This is a genomic window from Lactiplantibacillus argentoratensis, assembly GCF_037290055.1.
Taxonomy (GTDB): domain Bacteria; phylum Bacillota; class Bacilli; order Lactobacillales; family Lactobacillaceae; genus Lactiplantibacillus; species Lactiplantibacillus plantarum.
Genome location: NZ_CP147647.1, coordinates 110,683 through 132,013, shown reverse-complemented (window position 1 = coordinate 132,013; position 21,331 = coordinate 110,683). Strand labels below are relative to the sequence as shown.

Sequence of the window (21,331 nt, the reverse complement as noted above, 5' to 3'; positions counted from 1 at the left end):
AGTAGGATCACCTACAAGGCTTGCCCCGATGATCGCCACGCCGACGACCGTTAGAATTTGAATAACCGCCATATTACTGTGGCCTCCTTAATTGAATAGAGATTAGTGTAGTCCCTTAGAGTAACTCTAAGGCAAAGATAAAGTTTCAAAAAAGAACGAAATTGACTTGGGCCAATCTCGTTCTGCATTATTGTGATATTAATTACTCATAAATCGTTGCATGCTGGAAAATGATGCTGCCGGATAATGCTAGTAACGCGGAAAGAATGATAGCTAACCAGAGTACTGGTCCCCAGCCTAATTGACCGCCTAACCAGCCGAATAGTACGGGCCCCACTGCAGCTAACAAATAGCCCGCGGATTGGGCCATACCAGATAAGTCAGCCGTTTCAAACCCATTGGTCGTTTTTTGCGTAAAGAAGACGACTGCCAAACTGAAGGCTGCTCCAGAGCCTAATCCTAGTAAGACGCAGGACAGTGCTGCCACCCAAAAATTCGTTCCGGAAAGTAAGATACCACCAATTCCCGCAATAAAACCGACACCTACCACCATAATCATTGCCCAAACGCCGCGCCGATGACCAGAAGTCGCTGGCACTAAATATGACATCGGTAGGCCGCTCAATTGCATGACCGTAACTAAATTGCCAGCCACAATCAAGGAGAAGCCGTGGGCAACAAATACCGTTGGTAACCAAGTCAGTAATGAATAGTAGACTAGTGCTTGCAAGCCGAAAAAGGCCGTAACGACCCACGCTAACGGCCGCCGCCAAACACTCCCGTGAGTTGCCGTTGACTGCCCATCACTCGCGGTCATCGCAACTGTTGGTGCGCGATGATTGTATTTCAAGTTTGGCAACCAGACGACCAAATTAATTAGTCCAATCACCGATAGCACCGCCATCGTTAGTGGTAACGACCAGTGTGCCGCCAACACTCCCGAAAGTCCTGTTCCCAGTGAACCGACTAATAGCATTGAGAGCGTGTATTGACTAGTTGCAACTGGAATCTTCGTCGGAAAATTATCTTTAATAATCGCTGGAATCAAGACGTTGCCACCGTCCGCGCCAATCCCGACAAGTAACGTCCCAATGAAAAGGGCCGCAATCGTTGGGATGACCCGCAGATAACTCCCAACGGCTAGAAAGATCAACATGACATAAATTGTCAGTTCGTTGCCAAATCGCCGCCCCCAATGTGCAATCAATGGGGACATAATGGCAAACGTCAATAATGGAATCGTGGTCAGTAATCCCGCCATCGAGCTCGGCAAACCCAGTGTCCGTTTCAAAGAACTGATTAATCCCGGCATCATTGTAATTGGTAAACGCATATTCGTTGCCGCTAACATCATTCCAAGTGTTAAATAGCGGCTATGTTGATGTGTTGTGGTCATAAGTAGTTGACATCTTCTTTCCAAGACTTTAGTTCGATAATTGTCGAACTAAAAAGCAAAAAACTAAAGCGTTGCTAAGAACCCCGGTAAAAACCGGTCAAAGGTCGCTAATTGTAAGGATAGATACTTCGTCTGTGCTTCACGTCGCGTATTGGTGAGACCCACTAACCGCAAGGCCTTAAAGTGATAAGAGACGGTTGACTTGCTGATATTTAATTGCGCCCCCACTTCGCTGCAAGTCATTTCCCGTTGTGCTTGATAGAGCACCCGGATAATCCGTAATCGGTTAGCATCGGCCAGTGCTTTGAAAATCGCCACTCGTTGCTGATCAGCCTGATCTTGTTTGCTTATTTCGATATTCATGAAACTAACAATACACCGAATTAACATCATGTTCAAGGACAAGTAACAAAAAAGGCAGCTAGCCAATTTAATAGACTAACTACCAAACACCTAGGAAACTGTCCGTTTGCCGTTCTTCCAAATATCAGGAACTAACCACAAAATTAAACCTAGGTTAATTAACAAAAGTAACGCCGTCATAATGAATACCGCGTTGTAATTGAACCAACCAGCCACCAAACCACCGAGCAAGGCGCCGAACATATTGCCAATAGCTTGAAAAGATTGATTATAGCTAAAAATCGTTGAGGTAAGATGTACTGGCGTATTCTTAGTCAAAACCGTTTGAATCTCTGGATATAGTGCGCCATCGGAAATCCCAATGGCAAACCGCAAAATACCGAGGGCCACGACGCTCGTAACAATGCCTTGTGGGAAATACATAATCACCGCAAAAATATAGCCAAATAACAATACCTTACCAGAACCGTGCTGATCACCATAACGTCCAAGGCGCGGTGCTGAAAAGATGTTTGAAATACCCGGTAAAGCTGCGATAATTCCGGCCACAACCGTAATCGGGCCACGGTAATGCATTAATTCACGCACGTATAAACTAATGATTGGTGCAATCGAGGCGTTTCCAAATTGGACGATGGCCGTCGAACATAACATCACAATAATCAAGCGCGGATTTTGAAACGCTGCTAAAGGATTGCGACTGTCACCTGGTTCACGATGATGTGCGACTGGTTTGAAGTGTTCCTGTACAAAGAACAGACTCAACAAAAACGCCACCATTAATAATCCGGCCGTAATAAAAAACGTGTTTCGAATCGAAAACAATTGGGCTAGCAAGCCCCCAATTACTGGGCCAAACAATTGACCACTAACGGCACCAGTGATCAAAGTGCTCAACGCCCGTCCACTATATTTACGCGGCGTTTGGGACGCAACTAAGGCTTGGGCATTAGAAATAAAGCCCGCAAACACACCTTGTAACGCGCGCAAGGCAACTAGTTGCCAGACATTCGTTACAAAGCCCATTAACCCCATCGCAACTGCCATCCCTAGAGACGCGCGCAATAGCATGATCTTACGACCTTTTTTATCAGCAATGATGCCCCACAGTGGTGCCGAAATTGCTGAAATCGCGTAATCAGCTGCAAAAGCTAATCCGCTATAAAATGTAATCTGGGCCTTCGTGAAATCACCCAACTGACTAACAAATAATGAAAGAAATGGCATAATTTCGCTAAATGCCATTCCCGCAACGAACGTACAAAACCATAAAACAATCAAATTACGATGCCATGGTCCGCGTTCACGTTCTGCGTCATCCACGCTCGTCATCTCCATATCTAACTGACACTAATTTTCAGTAAGTATTATACCGTTAATTAGCTTATCATATTTAGCGACCACCAGTGACAATTATTTCCCGGGAAATTTTTTGTCATATTTCCTGACCAGTTAGCCCGTTTAGTTGACCAAGTAGCAATAAGCACTAGTGTCAAGCCGCATTTTTCACTACAATAAGATTATCAAAATCGCTTGCTCATTAAGCTGCCACTTCAATCGGTGTCACGTTTTTACACTGCCAATAAACGACTTTATTGTGAAACAACCACTGGTGCTTACCTAGGGATGACCCCACTTGCGATTCTCTGTGGCTGGTTTCCATTAAACGTTCGCTGGTTTGGCTTCTTTACCTTGATATACACCGGAGCCTATATCGGTCTATGGTTAATCGAAATGGCACACGCCCACATCAAAGTCATCCAGCTAAACCAACAGCTTACCAACCACCGGTCATAATTCATACCGATTGTTGATGTCAAAAGCGGCCCACCGATTTGATTATCGGTGGGCCGCTCACTTGTTACTGATGATTTAATTATTGAATTTCGATTTGACCGTCATTCGCGCTCGGCTGGGTCTTAGGTAACGTAATCGTTAAGACACCGTCAGCTTGGGATGCCGTAATTTTATCCGCCGCAACGTTTGGTAACATATACTGCCGTTGCAAGGTGCCAGTATGACGCTCATTCATCACAATGTTTTGGTCTTGATCTTCATGATCCACAAAGCTATCTTTTTGAACCTTGATAGACAACACATTGTCACGATAATCCAACTTCACATCCTGCTTATCAATACCAGGGACATCAACCTTCACTTGATACTGATCATCAGTTTCGTTAATGTCGGTCTTCAATACTTGATCCATGTTTTCTAATGGTGCCCAGAAGGAGCGTGCCATCCGTTCAAACGGATCCAACATGCCGAAATCGTTCCGATTCATTAAAGTATTAGCCATACTAACAATCCCCTTTCAAAATTTCACTTGGCTATTAATACTGGTCAGTAATTCAAATCTTCGTTTGACCTTTCCTGACCTTCGATATATATACTAACACCATTTTGTGGGAATGCAACAATTTAGCACTCGGTAACATCAAGTGCTAAAGCTTAATTTCACGAATCCGGCGCATGAGGCTAACAAAGCGTGTCAGTTCCGCGTCAGAGTAGTCATCGGCAATCGCTTGTGCCTTGGCTGCAATCGCCGCATCCAACTGAGTATGCAGCTCGGCACCCGCTTCACCCAGCGCCGTCAATCGTACGAGAACTTCTTTATTATTGGTCAAATCACGATACTTAGTCGCCAATTCTAACCGGGCTAATTTGGTCAAGCCACGAGAAATCGTTGCTTGTGAGAGACCCGTTGGTACCGGCAGTGTCTTAGCTCGACTTGGCCCGTGCTGTCCCAGATACGCCATAATTTTAATATCCGTCGTCGATAGTTGTTTTAATGCCGCTTGTAATTGCGGATCAGTCGTTTGTTGCATGGCCCAGCGTTTTTCTTGATCATCAACGCTATCCTGCGTCAAAAATTGATTTAGTTCCGTCATCAACTGACTAACTAATGGTGTTGTCATTTAAATAGCTCCTTTTTAATTCAAGTGAATAAATACTTGCATACCAATATTATTAAGTCTATACTATCATTTTGTATTCATTAGAATCAATAAAAATATCTGGAGGTCCCACTATGTTTAAAATTGCAATCATCTTAGGGAGTACCCGGTCACAGGCTAACGGCCGCGCTTTATTTAATCATTTAAAATTAATCATTGACCAATTACCGACTCATTCTCCGATTCACTACCAATTTTTAGATTTGGCCAACTATCAACTTCCCTTTTTCGATGAACCCGAGCCACCGATGGCGAACCCGCACCGCGAGCTACCTGCTAACCAGCAGCAATGGCTCACCGATATGGCTAGTGCGGACGGTTACATTATCCTGACACCCGAGTACAATCACGCGATGCCAGCTGGATTGAAAAACGCCTTCGATTTTTTGGCATTCGAAGGCGCCCGTAAACCGGCTAAGATTATCTCATATTCTGACAATATGCGCGGCGGTCAATTTGGAGCGGCCGCACTAGTTCCAGTTCTCCAACGATTAGGAATGGTCGTCCTCCCTAAACCAACGCCCATTGGTAACGTACCACAAACCCTTCAAAGTAACGGTCACTTTATCGCTAACGCGCCCCTGAGCAAACGCTACGATCATGCACTTCACCAAGCTTTGAGCGAAATCACCTACTATACCACGGTTCTTACCACTACACCATTTCCAACCGATTAAATTAGTAGCGTTATTGAATCAAACCTGCTACATTATAGTTAGCATTATTAAGGGGGAATTAACTTATGAAGATCGATATTCATCGTTCCGCAACGGACCGGGTGATTGCCGGTGTCATTGGTGGAATTGCCGAACATTTTAACTGGAATACTGACGTTACCCGGCTATTATTTGTTGTTTTAGCAATTACACCCATGTTCCCTGGTATCATCGCTTACCTGATTCTCTGGTTATTAATGAAGGACCCCATCAAGGATTAGCCACTATTAACGAACAGTTATCGACTGCTCGTTTTTTATTCGCTAATATGCGGCCAAACTTTCCGCAGCTAGTTCAATGGCAGCAAGAACACCGCCCGCACCCCAATGTCGCGGATCATAGTGCTCTAGTTTAATTTACCCAACAATTCGAGGAAAACCAGTCATTTTCAGCGACAAGCTAGCCAAAATCTGATATATTATTGCAACTAACGCAATAATTTGTCATGAATTTGTCAAATATTTTAATGGCATTCACCTAGATTGTTCGTATATAATATTATTTATAATAACGCTAATTAAGAAAGGATGTGCGAAATTGGCCTACTTAACACGCAATAAACGTCGTGATTTTACAGAACCTCACCGGTAATAACTTTATTTTTAAGGAGCGAATTGAATGATAAAAGATGACAATCAGTCGTTAACTTCTACTGAAGAGCAAAACGACACCCAGAACCCTCCCGATGCGGATAACTTATGGCAGCTTGATGAATCAGCCTTAGCCGCAAAGTACGCCACCGATCCTGAGAATGGATTGAGCACTGCTGAAGCTGCCGAGCGTTTACAACATAACGGTCGCAACGAACTGGAGACCAAGCGTACGTCTCGGTTCGTCCAATTCATCAAGCAGTTTAATAACAGTATTATCTACATTTTAGCCGCAGCAGCGGTCTTAACGTTCTTCATGCACCACTATTCCGATTCTATCGTTATTGGACTGGTTATTATTGCCAATGCCATCATTGGTTATGTCCAAGAACGCCAAGCTGGCAACGCGCTAGAACGGATTCGTGAAATGCTGATTTCAAAGAATTTCGTCATCCGTGATGGAAAAAAACTGGAAATTGACGCCCGCGAATTAGTCGTTGGTGACTTAGTCAACTTAGAAGCCGGTGATGCGGTTCCTGCCGATATGCGCTTGATTTCAGCGGACAACTTTAACGTCCAAGAATCCGTGCTGACAGGGGAGACTAATCCCGTGGAGAAACAAGAAGAACCGATGACAGAGACCACGCCGGCTTTGGCTGACCGTAAGAATATGGTTTACGCGTCAACCGCGGTGACTAGCGGTTCGGCCGTCGGAATCGTAACGGCTACCGCCGAAGATACCGAAATCGGTCATATCCAGCAGTCTGTTAGTGACGTCAAACAAACCACTACCCCACTGATGCGTAATCTGAACTCACTGGGGGTCGGCTTATCCATCGCCATCGTGGTGGCGGCCGTCCTATTATTCCTATTAGGAATGGTCATGGATACCTATAGTTTGCCAACTTTACTAATTGCGGTTATTACGATGGTCGTTGGTTCTATGCCAGAAGGACTGCCCGCTAGTACCTCGGTGGTCTTAGCCATGGGAACCCGGCAGATGACGAAGAAAAATGTCATTGTCAAGTCACTACCCGCCGTGGAAACTTTAGGTGCCGTAGATATCGTTAACACCGATAAGACTGGGACGTTGACGAAAAATGAAATGACGGTCACTAAGGTCGTGACGCCTGAGCATACGTTTGATGTGACGGGGGTCGGTTATGATGATAATGGTGGCGTTAACTTCGATGGCCATCTCAAGCTCAATGGCAACAAAGTCGACTGGCACCAAGATAACGCGATGGAATGGCTCGTTAAGATTGCCGGCCAAACGACCGACGCCGAGCTACACTTCGAAAACAATCGCTGGGAACTGACCGGTGAACCAACCGATGGTGCCTTGACGACGCTGTATCGTAAAATGACTGGTCATGATCCTGAGGTTGAAGAAGTTGACTCGCTACCATTCGATTCCGCCTTCCGTTTTTCTGCTCGCCTGGCCGACTTAGATGGTCAACGCTTACTAATGGTCAAGGGCTCACCCGCGACTGTCCTGCGTTTAACTGACCAAGCTAACCAAACGGCATACTGGGATGACGCCATGGACGACTTAACCGCCGATGGTTTGCGCGTGGTGGCGCTGGCTTACCAAGAAGTCGATGATGACGTGACTACCATTGATGCACAAGCCATTGGTGGGCTGCATTTAGCTGGCTTAGTCGGAATCATTGACCCGCCTCGTGAAGAAGCGGCTACCGCGATCGCCGAATTACGGCAAGCGGGCGTGCAAGTTAAAATGATTACGGGGGACCACCCTGATACGGCGATGGCAATTGCCAACAAGTTGAACTTGGCCGCCAATGTCAAAGCAATTACTGGTCCTGAAATCGACGCGATGGATGATCAGCAGTTACAAGCACACATCGACGATTATAACGTCTTCGCACGGGCAACACCGAATAACAAATTACGGATTGTTCGTGCCCAACAGGCCAATAATCACGTCGTTTCGATGACTGGTGATGGGGTCAATGACGCCCCGGCCCTCAAGCAAGCCGATATTGGGGTTGCTATGGGAATCAAGGGGACCGAAGTTGCTAAGGAATCCGCCGATATGGTCCTGGCCGATGATGACTTTGCTGATATCGTCGCCGCCGTTCGTGAAGGGCGCCACGTCTTCGATAACATTCGTAAGACGATTCGCTTTTTACTCCCAACTAGTTTCGCGGAAGGCCTCGTTGTCATCATTAGTATTTTAATGGGCCACGAACTTCCGCTGTACCCGACGCAATTACTATGGATCAACATGGTGTCTGCGCTGACCATCCAGTTTGCGTTCATCTTTGAGCCACCCGAAGCTGGCATCATGGCGCGGGGTCCCCGGAATGTTAAGTCTGGGTTGTTGTCAAAATTAGATTACTTTGAAATCGGCTACGTCTCCTTCCTAATTTCTGGATTGGGGATCTTCGCCTACGACTACTTGACCGCGCTTGGGTTACCAAACGTCGTCGGTAGTACCATGTCACTGAACATCATCATCTTTGGTAAGATTTTCTACCTCTTCAACTTGCGGAATGACCACCCCGTTATTTCCAAGTACTTCTTCCAAAATAAGATGGCGTTCTACATCATTGGTATTCTGATTCTCTTACAACTGGGAATCATTTACCTACCATTCATGCAATCCGTCTTCCATACGACTAGCATCAACTTCTGGTATGGTTGGGGCATCCCGATTATCTGTGGGATCGTCGTCTTGATTGTGACCGAGGTCGGGAAGTTTATTCGGTTCCGATGGATGGGAAAAGATGGCGTGATTGATTAGTAATTAGTCAATAAATCGAAAAGGCTCACCAACCTGTTTTAGTTGGTGAGCCTTTTTTAGTATTGTGAAACTGTTTTTGATGTGGCCGTTATTCAAGACAACATAATACATTATTTTATTCTAAACCTGCTTGATATGACTACTATTCAAGACTGTAATATCACCTTTAATACAGGTGTTAAAAGTGCTTTTCGTTTAGCACGTCGCCAAAAATTCCAACAACGCCTTATTAAATGCTGCCGACTGTTCCGCCATCACGATATGACCAGCTTCCGGAATGACCACACTCTGTCCTCGTAGTGCCATTTGAGCAGTCACTGCCGCAAAGTCGGGATTGAAGAACGGTGACTTGGCGCCCGCAATGATCAAGAACGGTACGGTCAATTGGCGGATCACATCCCGCCAATCCTGAACCGCGTGGTTAACCAACAATGGAAACATTAATTTCGCATCGAACGGTGCCTGCGCTTCTACTGCCTTGACGCGCGCATACGTCGCATCATCGATGTGCTTAAACGTCGAGTGTCCCAGCGGCATTCTAAAATAGTCCGGAATATCCTGCCATTGAACCTGTTTGAACCCATATTGCCAGTGCGGTGTATTGATCATCCGCGGCGTTTGATCCACGTCGATCAGGGCCTTAATTCCTGTATCACCATACAATGACACGTACGCAAACCAAGTCGCGGCCCCCATCGAATTACCGAGTAAAATTGGTTGTTCGAGTTGTAATTTTTCAATCAATTCATGCGCATCCACCGCGCGACGACTCATACGTAAGCCTTTCGCCGTGTGCTCGGATAAACCTTGGCACCGCCCATCTAAATTAATGACCCGGTAGCCCGCCTGAATCAGTACCGGGATTTGAGCGCGCCAAATATCCTTAGCGCCACCAAATCCCGTCAAAATAACGATTGGCTGCCCCTGGCCTTCATCCGTATAATCTAACTGAACGTGATCTGACGTGATAAAACGCATTTCACCATCCTCCTTTTTGACTATTCATTCAACATGGTCGTTAAAATCTTGTGGCGTTAGCTTCTTTAATTTTTCTAGCCATTGGCGCGTTTTGTCATCCAGCCCAGCTTCGGAAAGTGTATTCTGGGCAATCACTGTCGAATCAAGCAACTGAGCAACCTTTTCCCAATCAATCCCCGTCGCTGTTTGAATACTGGTTTGTAGCTGTCGTACTTGCTCAGTCGTTATTTGGCCCAATTGTCGTGAATCACCAGTTAATGCTAATAGGGCATTGATTGCTAATTGCTCTGATAGGCAGGCCTGCCACGTCGCTGGGGACAGTGCCTCAGTTAACGTAATCCGCTCACTTAACGGCACAGCCGGCACTTCCTTGTTCAGAAAAGCCGTCCAGCGTGCCATTTCCTGGTCAACTAAGGCATACCCCTGCCACGGTAACTGCCGATTAAAGGTCTGTAACGTTTGCTTCGTCAATGCCACTACTGACCACGTTGTCTGACCATTGTCGCTCAATTCTGCTTGCCCTGCGGCTAACCACTGTGCCATAAAACGTTGCATCATCTGTCGCATCGCCGGCCGCTGTTTTGCCGCTTGCGTCAGGTGGTAACGCACTTGCAAAAATTCGCTAACCATTTCTGGCATAATCGCCCGCTTCTCCTGGGCCTGACGTCGTTGCTTTAATTGTCGTAACCGTTTCTGTTTACTGACTTTTGCATAATGTCCTTGCTTGACCATCGTGCCACCACTTTTCCTGATAATTATATTGATATTGATATTGATATTGATATTGATACCTAATTTTAACGCAATAAAAGCCCAAAATAAAAGCACTTACCATTTACTGGCAAGTACTCTTGATTACAACGTTTCTTCCTTGTTACCGGCGTATTTACGGAAATAAATCAATGTCATGATGACTAGAAATACAACACCGACTAAAATTGAGTAGCGCGTTTCCGGATTAATAAACATGAAGACCAGTGTTAACGCGAGGAAGGCCAACGTTAAATAATTTGAATAGGGTGATAATGGCATTTTAAAAGGATGGTTCGCCATCTTGGCTGCGTTTTGCTTACGGAACGCAATTTGACTCACTAGAATAACAAACCACGGTACCATGCCGGGCAAGACACTCGAACTGTAAACCATCACGAAAATCTCGCCAGCGTCCTTGAAAAACATTGGTAACACAACATTCAAGACGACTCCAATTAGAATTCCGGTCGCAATCGCAATAACGGAATAAAATGGTACGCCATGACGATTTAATAAAGTCATCTTCCTTGGTAACTGGTGACTTTCCGCCAACGTGTAAGTCATTCGGCTCGCACTATAAATTCCAGAATTTGTTCCCGATAAGGAGGCCGTAATAACCACGAAGTTGATAATCGAAGCCGCAGCGGTTATCCCAATTTTGGCAAATGTCTGTACAAACGGTGAACCGATCTGGCTTAACTTATCCCAGGGGTAAATGCTGACAATTACGAAGATGGCACCCACGTAAAAGATTAAAATCCGGGCAACCGTTGAACGAATCGCTTTAACGATCGTGCTTTGTGGATTTTCAGCTTCACCAGCTGTGACTCCAATCAATTCAATCCCTTGATACGACGCCAACACAATTGCTAGTGCGAAGACAAAGCCCTTCACCCCACCAGTGAAGAAACCACCATGGGTCCACAGGTTACTGATTCCAATTGGATGACCGCCGTTACCAATACCAAAAATAATCAGACCTAAACCGGCAATAATCATCAGAATAATCGTCACCACTTTAATAAGTGAGAACCAGGTTTCCAGCGTCCCAAACATTTTAACCGAGATAAGGTTGGCCGCACATAAGAATACAATGGCAATTAGGCCCGGAATCCAATCTGGCAAGTTCGGCCACCAATACCGGCAGTAGCCGCCTAATGCAATCATTTCACTCATCCCAACAACGACGAACTGAAAAATGTTGCTCCAAGCCGTCAAGTATCCAAAAACGGGATGAATATATTCAGAAGCAAACTTGGCAAACGAACCGGTATTCGGATCGACATACAGCATCTCACCTAGTGCCCGCATAATCAGGTATAGAAAGGCCCCTGATACGATGTACGCAATTAGCACTGACGGCCCGGTCCACTTGATCGTTGAGCTGGATCCCATAAATAGGCCCACTCCGATCGTGCCGCCCAGTGCAATCATTTGCATCTGGCCCGTACTTAATTTTCTCTGCATAAATTACTCTCTTTTCATAAAATCAAAGAACTCACACTATCACGGCTGACAGTATATAGCTTTTATCTTAGCTAAAAAAGTGCACCGACGCAAACGGATTTAGTGACACATAGTCAGTATGCACTTGCTCTAACGCGGTTCGAGCATGCTTCGTATAAATTTATCAACAAACAGCTTTCAGTCAGAATTATCGGTATAATAAGGGTAATTAAACTAGAAACGAGGTTTCGTCATGGCAAATTACATTAAAGAAATTCGGGCTTTGGTTGGTCACAAACCAATCATTTTGAATACGGCCGCTGGTATTTTAGTCAACGATCAGCAACAAGTCTTGCTGAACCTTCGTACCGATACGCATAACTGGAGTTTACCCGGTGGCTATCTAGAATACGGTGAGACGTATGCCACGGCCTGCGTGCGGGAATATAAGGAAGATAGTGGCATTGATGTCGAAGTTGTTGATCGCATCGGCATCTTTGATAAAGGCGAGACGGCCTATCCTAATGGCGATGTAGCTCAAACAATCAGTGCACTCTTTCTTGTAGAACCCATTGGCGGCCACGTTCTGACCCAAGCCACTGATGAAACACTCAAACTCGACTACTTTGACTTCGACAACTTGCCGCCATTGTTAAATCAACAAAATGCAGATATGATTCACGCCGCCCAGGAATATTTACAGACCCATTCGGCAACCAAATAACCTAACCAAAAATCCCACTGAGTTTAAAGCCTCAGCGGGATTTTTTATCGAATTCAATCTGGCTTGTATCACGAATACTTATAAGTCGTAAGCAAATTAATTTTTGACTGTTCGTTCAAAAATCGTCATTCCACCCATGTAAAAATATGCGTAACCAATCCGGACTTTCCGTCTCCGGTGTTGTCTGGGGATGCTCCGGATCGGCAATAATCGCGATACGAGCAATTGCCGTCAGCGGCACCTGTTGGATTTCAAACGTTTCGTAATTGTAAAGCGCTAAGCAACCCACTAATTGCACATCATCCTCATCCTTAGTCGTGGTGCTAAATAATTGAATCGGATAAATAACCTGGTCAACCATCCCTACAGTCGGCTGGTAGTAGTGCATGGTCGTCAACTCATGATACGTGACTGCATGAATCAACGCCTGTAACAAGGTCTCGTTGACGCCTTCCGTACTACCCGCAACTAGCTGAACATGACGCTGATAATTCGCCAGCGCATGATACGTCTGATCACCTAACGTCTGCCGCAATTTTTCTACCGTTATCGCTGTCACACTTGGTTCTAAGCGTTGACCACCCTGATAATTTGGTAATGCGGAGACTAACAAGGCTGCCAACTCTTGCTGCGTAAACGTCGCGTTGGTGCGACTAGGTGTTACTGGATGGTAAGGAACTAGCGGTTGTGAGGAGAAGTGCAATGCTAATTTCAGTGCTGGTTGCACGCGTGGATCACCAAACGGCGCCCAGCTGACCATGAAGCCGGCCTGCATATGTGCACTAACCTGGCCAACTCGGTAAATAACCGCGGGTTGCGCAGCATCATCGACCAAGTTATCATTCAGCCCCGTCTTGGTTTGAGCACTGATACCAACTACATAAAAGCTACTAGCGTTCGTTAAGACCGCTGCTGAAATGTGTTCATTTTGCCACCGCTGAACCACGTCGGCCTTCGCCGTCACTTGACAAGTAATGAGGCTGTCCGGCGGCACTTGTGACCAATCAGGCGTTAATAGATAACGTTTGGTGACGTGTAATTCATCAGCGGGCGTCAACCATGGCGATAACGGAACCTGCTGATACTTAATCGGGTGACCATTGCACATCATGACAATTGTTCCTAACGGTGTCTGTAACGAATGCGTTGGCACCGCCCCTAAATTTGTCCTCGGCTTAGCCAATCGTTGGCGGATTTGCAACGCCTCAATCGGACTTGGGACTGCAGTAGTCCGCCATAGCATCAATTCAAGATGCTGTTTTTGTTGATCTAATACCGTCACGATGCCGTACAATCGTTGTCCCTGATCCATCAGTGCCGCGTACGGCTGATTCTGATACCGGGCAATGTAGCCTAACTTAGCATGTTGCAACGTCCACACTGAGATGGCATTATCATCGTATTGATTGCCACTTTCTCGCTGGAGCAACACCGCCATACCCACTCTGAGCGTCGTTAACGTTGCCACAATATCATCGACATACCGTTCGCCAACGACCGTGACTGTATCCAATGCGACGGCTGCATCGCCTGTTGAATTTTGTTCAGTTACTCGAACAACTGTGGTCACTGGAATTATTTCAATGTCAGCTGTTTCTGGTTCGTGGGCGCGAACTAACAGTTCTTGCCCCTGATTAATCACAGTGATAACCCGATAGGTCTGCTTCTTCAACGTCATTACGCTCATGCCAGCTTCAATTCGTTCCATAACGGTCACCCCCTTAACAATAACTTTATTCCATTATACGAAAGCGTTGCCAGTATTAACAGCTTTACGAATTGTTTTACACGTCAGCTTACAATATCTTGGATTAGTTATCTAGTTGCCAACACCATTTCAGATGTTTCACGTGAAACATTCATTAGTTTTGCGGCTGCACATTAAAAACGTGGTTATCCTACAATTCAGAATAACCACGCCCTATTTTATCAATTTGCTAGTCAATGCTATCTACGCCACACAAGCCAGCACAAACGCTGCAAATAACCGCGCCTGCATGGAGTTTACCTGTTGCATCATTTCCGGATGCCACTGGACACCCAACTGTAGACCACCAGCTGTCGCCTCAATTGCTTCAACAACCTGATCCGCACTTTGGGCCACCACCTGAAAGCCCGTTGCCACCTGTTTCACGGCCTGATGATGAAATGAATTGACCGCGATTGCGTCACTAGTGGTGCCTAAATATTCAGCTAAGGTCGTACCAGGTACGACCTTCACGTGATGCATGCCGTAAGCAGCCAATTGTCCTTGCATGTGCTTTAAGGTACCCTGACCAGCTGGTAGTTCACTCATATCCTGATAAAGATTGCCACCATAGCACACGTTTAAGATTTGTAAGCCCCGACAGATACCGAGAACCGGTTTACCAACGGCGTGGGTGGCACGAATCAGTGCAATTTCATACTGATCCCGTTCCGGATCTACCCCACCCAATTTAGGCTGGGGTTCCTCCCCATACGTCAATGGGGCCACATCTGCACCACCACAAAGTAGTAGACCATCGATCATTCCAACGTACCGTTCAATCGTCGTTGCGTCGGTCGTTACCGGTAATACCAATGGCACACCGCCATTATCCGTTACTGATTTCAAATAATCACGATTCACATAATCACGGACCCGCCCCGGGAACATCTGGCTGTTCACTGTCACAACGCCTGGTGCGATTCCAATTATCGGTTTAACCATTCTGTCGCCCTCTCTCAAAAAAATCCCACGGTAACATGCATATTACCAATGGGATTATCATTTACTTTTTACATCTAATTGTCAATGACTAAGCTCGCGATATCCGAGCTCGGTTGGCTTGACGACAATTCCCGTCAACCAGACGGCGATGCTCAGCCCAACCAATACTAATAGCGTCGTGCCACCAATGAAATCAATGGCCTGTAACTGATAATAGGCGACAATCCCCACAACCCACCAGCAAAAGTTCAACCAGTATGGTAACGTAGCGTGCCGCACAAAGTACGTGACGAAAATAATAGCATATAGCGGTGTGAAGACCGAACCAATCAAATACAGGAAGTTCTGATAATACGTCATGGCAACCGTCAGCGCAATCAATAGCCCAACTACCGTCACACCAATGGCTAATCGATTAACATGGCGGCTACCGGTCAGATTAGCCAAACTCGTGGCGGCCGAATAAGTATCTAAAAATGTCGTCGTCACCGTTGAAAAAACGATAATCAGCAATGCAACCAATCCTAAACCGGACCGCGTCAGCAATGCCGTGATATCAGTTTGCCCTGTCCGTAACACAACTAATAGCCCCGTCACAAACATCACTAAGCTGCCTAACATATAGCCACCCGCGCTGACTAGTGCGACTGGTAAAGGACGATCAACACGCTGGGTATAATCACCAATTAGTGGCAACCATGAGAGTGCCATCGTAACGTTCAATTCCACTGCTTGCCCAAACGTCATACTAGTCGTTGATATCGACTGACTAGTTGTCGGTGCCATAAATACCATGACGAGCATTAACACCGTCCCGAGCACCAACAAGCCCACAACGGCATTGTTGATTTTGAACAGTAACTGACTACCCATGAGCAACCAGGCAATAATCAAAATCGCCACGATGGTTGCCATTAGTAGCGGGCTTCGAAAGCCAAATAGCTTTCCACTAATACTGTTCATGGCTAACTGAGCATTGACGATCATCACCGCCGTCCAGCCAACGAGTTGCAAGGCGTTGAGTCCTGACGCTAGTAACACTCCGCCGCGACCAAAAGCCAGTTGGGCTGACGCTAACGCGGACTGGTGTAATTTAGCCCCCAAATAGCCGGCCGGAACCAAGAACAGGCCACAGCCGATCAAGTGCCCCAATACAATCGCAGCCAATCCGCGTGTCAGCCCCAGTGGTGCCATCAGCGTACCTGTTAAGATTTCGGCAATTGAGATAGCCGCACCGAGCCACAGTAAAAATTGGCTCCGAAAAATCCCGTCATGTTTCATCAGTGCACCTCCGTAGCCGTTAGCATCGCCTTGACCGTGGCAGCCATATCGGGACTACGCGTTAACATTGAGATCACCGCAGCACCAGCCGCACCAGTAGCCGCAATAGCTGGCAATTGCGCGACTGTAATTCCGCCAATGGCGACAACGGGACAGGATGCAGTCATGACTAATTGTCGCAACCCCGTCAGACCGACTACTGGATCCGCATCGGCCTTAGATGTCGTTGGAAAGATGGGACCACTACCAAGATAGGCAATGCCTTCCAATTGGTTAGCAATCTGCACTTCAGCTAAGGTTGAACAAGACAAACCGACAAACATTTGATTAGCGACCCGTTGAATAACTTGTGTCACCCGGTCGTCCTTTTGACCAACGTGGACCCCATCTGCTTGCAGTGCGAGTGCCAGCTCGACATCATCATCGACGATAAAGGGAACGTGCGCTTGCGCACAGCGTTCCCGCAGCTGCTGCCCCAATGCAAAACGCTCAGCCGTAGTCAACTGGCTATTGCCTTTATCTCGGTATTGAAATGCCGTGATGCCTGCATCCAAGGCCGTTTGGACGACCATATTTAGATCCTGTCCCGGCACGTCTTGTGTCCCGCACACAAAATAAGCACGTAATTGTGTGGGTTCAAATTTAAGCGTCATGAACGATCACCTGCTCACTTGGGGTTGCCCAATGATTCAACGGGCCATGACCATGCCCGACCTGGATACCATCCTGAATCGTCCCAGCAACGTACGCCTTAGCCGTTTTAATGGCCGCATCCATTGACCGTCCTTTGGCTAATTCGGCGGTAATACATGCCGATAGAGTATCTCCCGTGCCGTGGGTCCGCACCGTATCAATCCGTGGAGCCGAAAGCCAAAAGGCGGTCCCGTCAGCCAACAATACGAAGTCATTAGCTAAATCAGGATTATCACCATGACCACCTTTAATAATGACATTGTCAGCGCCTAACCCCTGTAGCGCATGTCCAGCTGTAACCATCGCTTGATTACTAGTGATTGCCTGACCGGTTAATCGTTCCGCTTCCGGCAAATTCGGCGTCACAACAGTCGCTAACGGGAGCAGTTCGTCGCGAACCGTTTTAATCGCATCCGCGGCTAATAACGCCGCCCCGCCTTTCGCAATCATGACTGGATCAACTGTCAGCGGCCCAAAATCAACTCGTTTCAAGTTCTCAACGACGGCATGGACATGTTCAGCATCCGCAAGCATCCCCGTTTTACAAGCGCGAATGTCTAAGTCAGCTGCTAACGAAACAAATTGTTCGTCAATGAGCTTCGTTGGCATTGCCATAAAATCTTGGACCCCCAATGTATTTTGAGCTGTCACGGCAACGACTACCGCGGTACCAAAAACGTGACGTGCCTGCATCGTTTTTAAATCGGCCATGACACCGGCACCGCCACCACTGTCCGTACCAGCAATCGTTGCCACTTGTGGAAATTCATTCATTAAATCTCGCGACCCTTCATTATATTTAATCAACTTTAGCAATTGTTTGAATTTCTGACACTGTCACTAAGCTCAACCGGTCAATCAAATCAATGGCAAATGTGGCGGGACGATCGGCCGTCAGCTGACTGGCGACAAGTTCCCCCGCTCCCGCTAAGACTAAGCAAGCCACTTGCGCCGCCTGGTAAACATCGGTTGAACTAACGGCTGTAAAAGCCGCGACGATACTAGAAAGTAAATCGCCCGAGCCCACGTGACGTTGGAAGAGCGGGGTACCATTAGCGACTTTAACTACGCGCTGACCATCCGTAATAACATCAGTAGGCCCCGACAATATGACACAGCATTGGAATTGCTGTGCACAAGCTTGAGCAATTTCAACCAGGTCGCCCTGACCGCTTCCCGCATCAATGCCCTTCGCTTGCCAATCCATGCCTGCCAATGCCGCAATTTCACCAGCATTGCCCCGAATAACATCGACTTGAAAATCAGATAGTAAGCCTAGCGCGACTTCTTTACGATAAGGGACCGCCCCGACGGCCACCGGATCAAGAACGACTGGCTTATGATACTGATTAGCAAGCTTACCAACCACCCGCATTTGATCAATCTGGGTGGTGGTCAGGGTTCCTAAATTAATGCAAACTGCCCCGGCAATTTGGACCATCGTCTCCGCTTCTTGGACTTCAGCTGACATAATTGGCGAGGCCCCTAACGCGTTTAGCCCATTGGCAACGTCTTGAACCGTAACAAAATTGGCAATGTTAAAAACAATCGGATTGTGATCCCGTAAAGTATTCAATAATTGTAATTCCATAGCAATTCTCCTCCTCATTGACCGTCACGCCAATTAAAAACGGCCACCAATCAACATGCATTGATCCAGTGGCCGCTAACATTAGCTGTGACACTTTCCTACGCAAGTTTGAGCTTACAGGTTCAAAGGGATCGGTACTTACAGCACCATCTCAGCCCATTTTTGGACACCCCTAGTGTTTAAAAATATTCAATTACTAACCTTAGTCTAACGATTGTAACCGCTAACGTCAATCTTTCCGTTAGCCGAATCACCCTCATTGCTACTTAATTAATTAGGCATTAAAGTTTAAATTCACCGCCGCGACCGGTTATAATAAAAAGCAAATATGCCTTTAAGAAAAGAGTGATTGAAGATGCAAGCACTTGTTGTGCCAGATCCATCCGCTCAAACTATGGAACAGCTTCAATGGCAAGAACGGCCCATGCCCAACCTCGGGCCAACTGAGGTGTTGATCAAGACCCAAGCAGTCGGGCTCAATCCGGTAGATTTTAAATTAGTTGCGGCGGGTAACGCCGCCTGGCAATATCCACACACACTAGGACTAGACACAGCTGGAATCGTGGAGGCGGTTGGCGCTGAGGTCACTAATTTTCGGCCTGGCGAACGAGTTTGTGGGCACGCTAATCTCGCCAATAATGGGACGTTTGCCGAATACGTGAGTTTACCAGCAGCCGTGCTAGCTAAGATTCCAACGACTGTGAGCTTTGAAGCAGCCGCCGCTAGTCTCTGCGCTGGATTGACGGCTTATCAGGCCCTCCTGCGCAAAGCCAATTTAAATGCCGCGCAAACTGTGCTGATCCATGCAGGTGCGGGCGGTGTAGGCAGTATGGCTATTCAACTCGCTAAGGCTGCTGGCAAGACCGTCTTCACGACCGTTTCAAAGGCCAAGCAAGCCTTCGTGGCACCGCTGCATCCCGATGCTCAAATCGATTACCATCATGAAGATGTGACCACACGCATTCAAGACCTAACGCAGCAGCACGGTGTTGATCTGATCATTAATACCATTGGTCATGCTGATGCGGACTTACCGCGCTTAGCTTACAATGGCCAGCTTGTCTGTGTATTAGCAACTCCGGACCACTTTCCAAGTAATCAAGTGGTAACTATCAGTAAATTGGACCTCGGTGGTGCCCACCGTAGCGGTAACCCAGCGCAAGTTGCTGATCTTGGGCAAATGACCGCCGCCTTATTAGCTTTGGTCCAAGCTGGCAAGGTCGACCCACTAATTACTCAGGTCTTGCACCGTGACCAACTTGTAACTGGTTTACAACAACTCCAAGCTGGTCAAGTCGTTGGTAAACTCGTCGTGACTTTTGACGCCTGTTGATCTAAAAATGAAGATACGAAAAACGCAGCTCAAGGGCGGCCTTGAACTGCGCTTTTTGGGGTGTCAGGCGATAATCGCAACATGTGCGTATCGGCTGGGGTTACGATTATCATCGGGTGGGCGAATGAACCATGATCACCGCCGTTCAGCCGCCCATCTCCGATTAATCCCGACACCACTATCATTAATTTGATTAGGCCTAGGCGAAAGTGGCCAATTGTGCCTTGGTCAACGTATCATTCATCCGACCACTACGGAAGCCACCTAAATCAAGGGTAACGTAGCGGAATCCAAGTGATTGTAATTGACGGTTAACGCGGTCGTTAAAGACTAAGAAATCACCAATTCGTGCTTCTGGTAATTCGATCCGCGCAATATCATTGTGGAAACGAACCCGGACCGTTGGAAAACCTAAACTACGCAAATATTTTTCGGCGGCCATCACTTGAGCAATATTGTCATGTGTCAACGTCGTCCCGTATGGGAACCGTGAAGATACAGAGCATGACGCCACTTTGTTCCAGTTCGTCAAACCAAGTTCTTGTGCCAAGGCCCGAACGTCAGTCTTAAAGAAATCAGCTTCTTGTAACAAGCTCCGAGCTCCCGCTTCACTACGGGCCTTCAAACCAGGACGATAATCATTTTCATCATTCTTGATCATACCGTCTAAGACAGCTGCACTACCATTATTAGCCGCAATGTCATTCAACCGGCTGTAGAACATCTTCTTCGCATAGTACCAGCTATCAGGTGTGTTGTTCTTGATGTGGTCATCACTCAAGTAGTCTAGCGTAGTTCCTTGAACGTTAGCACCTAGTTCTTCAGCTAAACTCATCGCTTTATCGAATTCTTCATCCGTAAATAATTCAGAGTTCGCAACCACAGCGGTCACATTGTCACGGCCTAAAACATCGAGGGCCATCTTCAAAACTAAGGTACTGTCGATCCCACCAGAAAAGGCCACGGTGACCCGTTGTAAATCCTTTAATGCTGCTACTAACGTTGCTTTTTTTGTTGCCAATGTTGCCATAATAAAACCCTTCTTCTATTT

Annotated in this window: 20 protein-coding genes, 1 pseudogene and 1 riboswitch; of the genes and pseudogenes, 6 read left to right on the top strand and 15 right to left on the bottom strand. The window is 46.8% G+C overall.

All coding sequences use genetic code 11. The features are described 5' to 3' along the window. Positions 1–202: 202 nt before the first annotated feature. The 3 genes from V7R88_RS00595 to V7R88_RS00585 form a co-directional block, all read right to left on the bottom strand. Complete coding sequence (locus V7R88_RS00595; protein ID WP_003641738.1) at positions 203–1,396, bottom strand: CynX/NimT family MFS transporter; 1,194 nt, start codon at positions 1,394–1,396, stop codon at positions 203–205. Between the two features lie 63 nt (positions 1,397–1,459). Continuing rightward, positions 1,460–1,759 (bottom strand): ArsR/SmtB family transcription factor, encoded by a 300-nt coding sequence (locus V7R88_RS00590; RefSeq protein ID WP_033610932.1) that lies wholly within the window; start codon positions 1,757–1,759, stop codon positions 1,460–1,462. A 90-nt stretch (positions 1,760–1,849) separates the two neighbouring features. After that, entirely contained in the window at positions 1,850–3,082 is a 1,233-nt protein-coding gene (locus tag V7R88_RS00585) for an MFS transporter (protein ID WP_054399469.1), read from the bottom strand. Positions 3,083–3,373: 291 nt separating this feature from the next. Here V7R88_RS00585 and V7R88_RS00580 point away from each other — a divergent pair. Beyond that, positions 3,374–3,556 (top strand): annotated as a pseudogene (locus V7R88_RS00580) (DUF3021 family protein); the annotation flags it as partial. A gap of 79 nt (positions 3,557–3,635) precedes the next feature. Here V7R88_RS00580 and V7R88_RS00575 read toward each other — a convergent pair. Continuing rightward, positions 3,636–4,058 (bottom strand): Hsp20/alpha crystallin family protein, encoded by a 423-nt coding sequence (locus V7R88_RS00575; protein WP_003641733.1) that lies wholly within the window; start codon positions 4,056–4,058, stop codon positions 3,636–3,638. 145 nt (positions 4,059–4,203) lie between these two features. Continuing rightward, positions 4,204–4,677, bottom strand: coding sequence for a MarR family winged helix-turn-helix transcriptional regulator (locus V7R88_RS00570; RefSeq protein ID WP_054399471.1), 474 nt, complete (start codon positions 4,675–4,677; stop codon positions 4,204–4,206). A 113-nt stretch (positions 4,678–4,790) separates the two neighbouring features. On the opposite strand from V7R88_RS00570, the gene V7R88_RS00565 reads away from it, so the two are divergent. The 3 genes from V7R88_RS00565 to V7R88_RS00555 all read left to right on the top strand — a co-directional run bounded on the left by V7R88_RS00565 (position 4,791) and on the right by V7R88_RS00555 (position 8,789). Next, the gene (locus V7R88_RS00565; RefSeq protein ID WP_054399473.1) at positions 4,791–5,393 is read left to right on the top strand and encodes an NADPH-dependent FMN reductase; all 603 of its coding nucleotides are present in this window, start codon (positions 4,791–4,793) and stop codon (positions 5,391–5,393) included. A gap of 65 nt (positions 5,394–5,458) precedes the next feature. Further along, positions 5,459–5,653, top strand: a complete 195-nt coding sequence (locus tag V7R88_RS00560; protein WP_054399476.1) for a PspC domain-containing protein — start codon at positions 5,459–5,461, stop codon at positions 5,651–5,653. Positions 5,654–6,050: 397 nt separating this feature from the next. After that, positions 6,051–8,789 (top strand): cation-transporting P-type ATPase, encoded by a 2,739-nt coding sequence (locus V7R88_RS00555; protein WP_063723543.1) that lies wholly within the window; start codon positions 6,051–6,053, stop codon positions 8,787–8,789. Positions 8,790–8,984: 195 nt separating this feature from the next. Here V7R88_RS00555 and V7R88_RS00550 read toward each other — a convergent pair whose 3' ends face one another. The 3 genes from V7R88_RS00550 to V7R88_RS00540 all read right to left on the bottom strand — a co-directional run bounded on the left by V7R88_RS00550 (position 8,985) and on the right by V7R88_RS00540 (position 11,987). After that, positions 8,985–9,767, bottom strand: a complete 783-nt coding sequence (locus tag V7R88_RS00550; protein ID WP_011100893.1) for an alpha/beta fold hydrolase — start codon at positions 9,765–9,767, stop codon at positions 8,985–8,987. 24 nt (positions 9,768–9,791) lie between these two features. Beyond that, complete coding sequence (locus V7R88_RS00545; protein WP_003646316.1) at positions 9,792–10,499, bottom strand: hypothetical protein; 708 nt, start codon at positions 10,497–10,499, stop codon at positions 9,792–9,794. Positions 10,500–10,622: 123 nt separating this feature from the next. Further along, positions 10,623–11,987: an amino acid permease gene (locus tag V7R88_RS00540; RefSeq protein ID WP_057717071.1), complete on the bottom strand. Its 1,365-nt coding sequence runs from the start codon at positions 11,985–11,987 to the stop codon at positions 10,623–10,625. 232 nt (positions 11,988–12,219) lie between these two features. On the opposite strand from V7R88_RS00540, the gene V7R88_RS00535 reads away from it, so the two are divergent. After that, complete coding sequence (locus V7R88_RS00535; RefSeq protein WP_214334767.1) at positions 12,220–12,690, top strand: NUDIX hydrolase; 471 nt, start codon at positions 12,220–12,222, stop codon at positions 12,688–12,690. A gap of 115 nt (positions 12,691–12,805) precedes the next feature. On the opposite strand, the gene V7R88_RS00530 is transcribed toward V7R88_RS00535, so the two are convergent. The 6 genes from V7R88_RS00530 to thiM form a co-directional block, all read right to left on the bottom strand. Further along, positions 12,806–14,398: an HIRAN domain-containing protein gene (locus tag V7R88_RS00530; RefSeq protein ID WP_338816286.1), complete on the bottom strand. Its 1,593-nt coding sequence runs from the start codon at positions 14,396–14,398 to the stop codon at positions 12,806–12,808. A 243-nt stretch (positions 14,399–14,641) separates the two neighbouring features. After that, on the bottom strand, positions 14,642–15,382 hold the full coding sequence (locus V7R88_RS00525; RefSeq protein WP_214334768.1) for a gamma-glutamyl-gamma-aminobutyrate hydrolase family protein: 741 nt from the start codon (positions 15,380–15,382) through the stop codon (positions 14,642–14,644). Between the two features lie 81 nt (positions 15,383–15,463). Then, positions 15,464–16,663: a putative hydroxymethylpyrimidine transporter CytX gene (gene cytX, locus V7R88_RS00520; RefSeq protein ID WP_214334769.1), complete on the bottom strand. Its 1,200-nt coding sequence runs from the start codon at positions 16,661–16,663 to the stop codon at positions 15,464–15,466. Continuing rightward, on the bottom strand, positions 16,663–17,316 hold the full coding sequence (thiE, locus tag V7R88_RS00515; RefSeq protein WP_054399492.1) for a thiamine phosphate synthase: 654 nt from the start codon (positions 17,314–17,316) through the stop codon (positions 16,663–16,665). The genes cytX and thiE overlap by 1 nt, the downstream gene beginning before the upstream one ends. Further along, complete coding sequence (thiD, locus tag V7R88_RS00510; protein WP_214334771.1) at positions 17,306–18,130, bottom strand: bifunctional hydroxymethylpyrimidine kinase/phosphomethylpyrimidine kinase; 825 nt, start codon at positions 18,128–18,130, stop codon at positions 17,306–17,308. The genes thiE and thiD overlap by 11 nt, the downstream gene beginning before the upstream one ends. Positions 18,131–18,155: 25 nt before the next feature. Beyond that, on the bottom strand, positions 18,156–18,947 hold the full coding sequence (thiM, locus tag V7R88_RS00505; protein ID WP_057717067.1) for a hydroxyethylthiazole kinase: 792 nt from the start codon (positions 18,945–18,947) through the stop codon (positions 18,156–18,158). 78 nt (positions 18,948–19,025) lie between these two features. Continuing rightward, positions 19,026–19,131: riboswitch (TPP riboswitch) on the bottom strand. A gap of 171 nt (positions 19,132–19,302) precedes the next feature. On the opposite strand from thiM, the gene V7R88_RS00500 reads away from it, so the two are divergent. Continuing rightward, positions 19,303–20,280, top strand: a complete 978-nt coding sequence (locus V7R88_RS00500) for a zinc-binding dehydrogenase (RefSeq protein ID WP_011100885.1) — start codon at positions 19,303–19,305, stop codon at positions 20,278–20,280. Positions 20,281–20,479: 199 nt separating this feature from the next. Here the strand turns inward: V7R88_RS00500 and larE are convergent, their stop codons facing one another. After that, entirely contained in the window at positions 20,480–21,310 is an 831-nt protein-coding gene (larE, locus tag V7R88_RS00495) for an ATP-dependent sacrificial sulfur transferase LarE (RefSeq protein ID WP_003641716.1), read from the bottom strand. Positions 21,311–21,331: the final 21 nt, after the last annotated feature.

Coding starts and splice junctions, on each gene's coding strand:
- thiE (WP_054399492.1), bottom strand. CDS start 17,316: ATGACGCTTAAATTTGAACCCACACAATTACGTGCTTATTTTGTGTGC.
- V7R88_RS00545 (WP_003646316.1), bottom strand. CDS start 10,499: ATGGTCAAGCAAGGACATTATGCAAAAGTCAGTAAACAGAAACGGTTA.
- V7R88_RS00550 (WP_011100893.1), bottom strand. CDS start 9,767: ATGCGTTTTATCACGTCAGATCACGTTCAGTTAGATTATACGGATGAA.
- thiM (WP_057717067.1), bottom strand. CDS start 18,947: ATGGAATTACAATTATTGAATACTTTACGGGATCACAATCCGATTGTT.
- V7R88_RS00555 (WP_063723543.1), top strand. CDS start 6,051: ATGATAAAAGATGACAATCAGTCGTTAACTTCTACTGAAGAGCAAAAC.
- V7R88_RS00535 (WP_214334767.1), top strand. CDS start 12,220: ATGGCAAATTACATTAAAGAAATTCGGGCTTTGGTTGGTCACAAACCA.
- V7R88_RS00565 (WP_054399473.1), top strand. CDS start 4,791: ATGTTTAAAATTGCAATCATCTTAGGGAGTACCCGGTCACAGGCTAAC.
- V7R88_RS00575 (WP_003641733.1), bottom strand. CDS start 4,058: ATGGCTAATACTTTAATGAATCGGAACGATTTCGGCATGTTGGATCCG.
- V7R88_RS00540 (WP_057717071.1), bottom strand. CDS start 11,987: ATGCAGAGAAAATTAAGTACGGGCCAGATGCAAATGATTGCACTGGGC.
- V7R88_RS00500 (WP_011100885.1), top strand. CDS start 19,303: ATGCAAGCACTTGTTGTGCCAGATCCATCCGCTCAAACTATGGAACAG.
- cytX (WP_214334769.1), bottom strand. CDS start 16,663: ATGAAACATGACGGGATTTTTCGGAGCCAATTTTTACTGTGGCTCGGT.
- V7R88_RS00530 (WP_338816286.1), bottom strand. CDS start 14,398: ATGGAACGAATTGAAGCTGGCATGAGCGTAATGACGTTGAAGAAGCAG.
- V7R88_RS00570 (WP_054399471.1), bottom strand. CDS start 4,677: ATGACAACACCATTAGTTAGTCAGTTGATGACGGAACTAAATCAATTT.
- thiD (WP_214334771.1), bottom strand. CDS start 18,130: ATGAATGAATTTCCACAAGTGGCAACGATTGCTGGTACGGACAGTGGT.
- V7R88_RS00595 (WP_003641738.1), bottom strand. CDS start 1,396: ATGACCACAACACATCAACATAGCCGCTATTTAACACTTGGAATGATG.
- V7R88_RS00560 (WP_054399476.1), top strand. CDS start 5,459: ATGAAGATCGATATTCATCGTTCCGCAACGGACCGGGTGATTGCCGGT.
- V7R88_RS00525 (WP_214334768.1), bottom strand. CDS start 15,382: ATGGTTAAACCGATAATTGGAATCGCACCAGGCGTTGTGACAGTGAAC.
- larE (WP_003641716.1), bottom strand. CDS start 21,310: ATGGCAACATTGGCAACAAAAAAAGCAACGTTAGTAGCAGCATTAAAG.
- V7R88_RS00590 (WP_033610932.1), bottom strand. CDS start 1,759: ATGAATATCGAAATAAGCAAACAAGATCAGGCTGATCAGCAACGAGTG.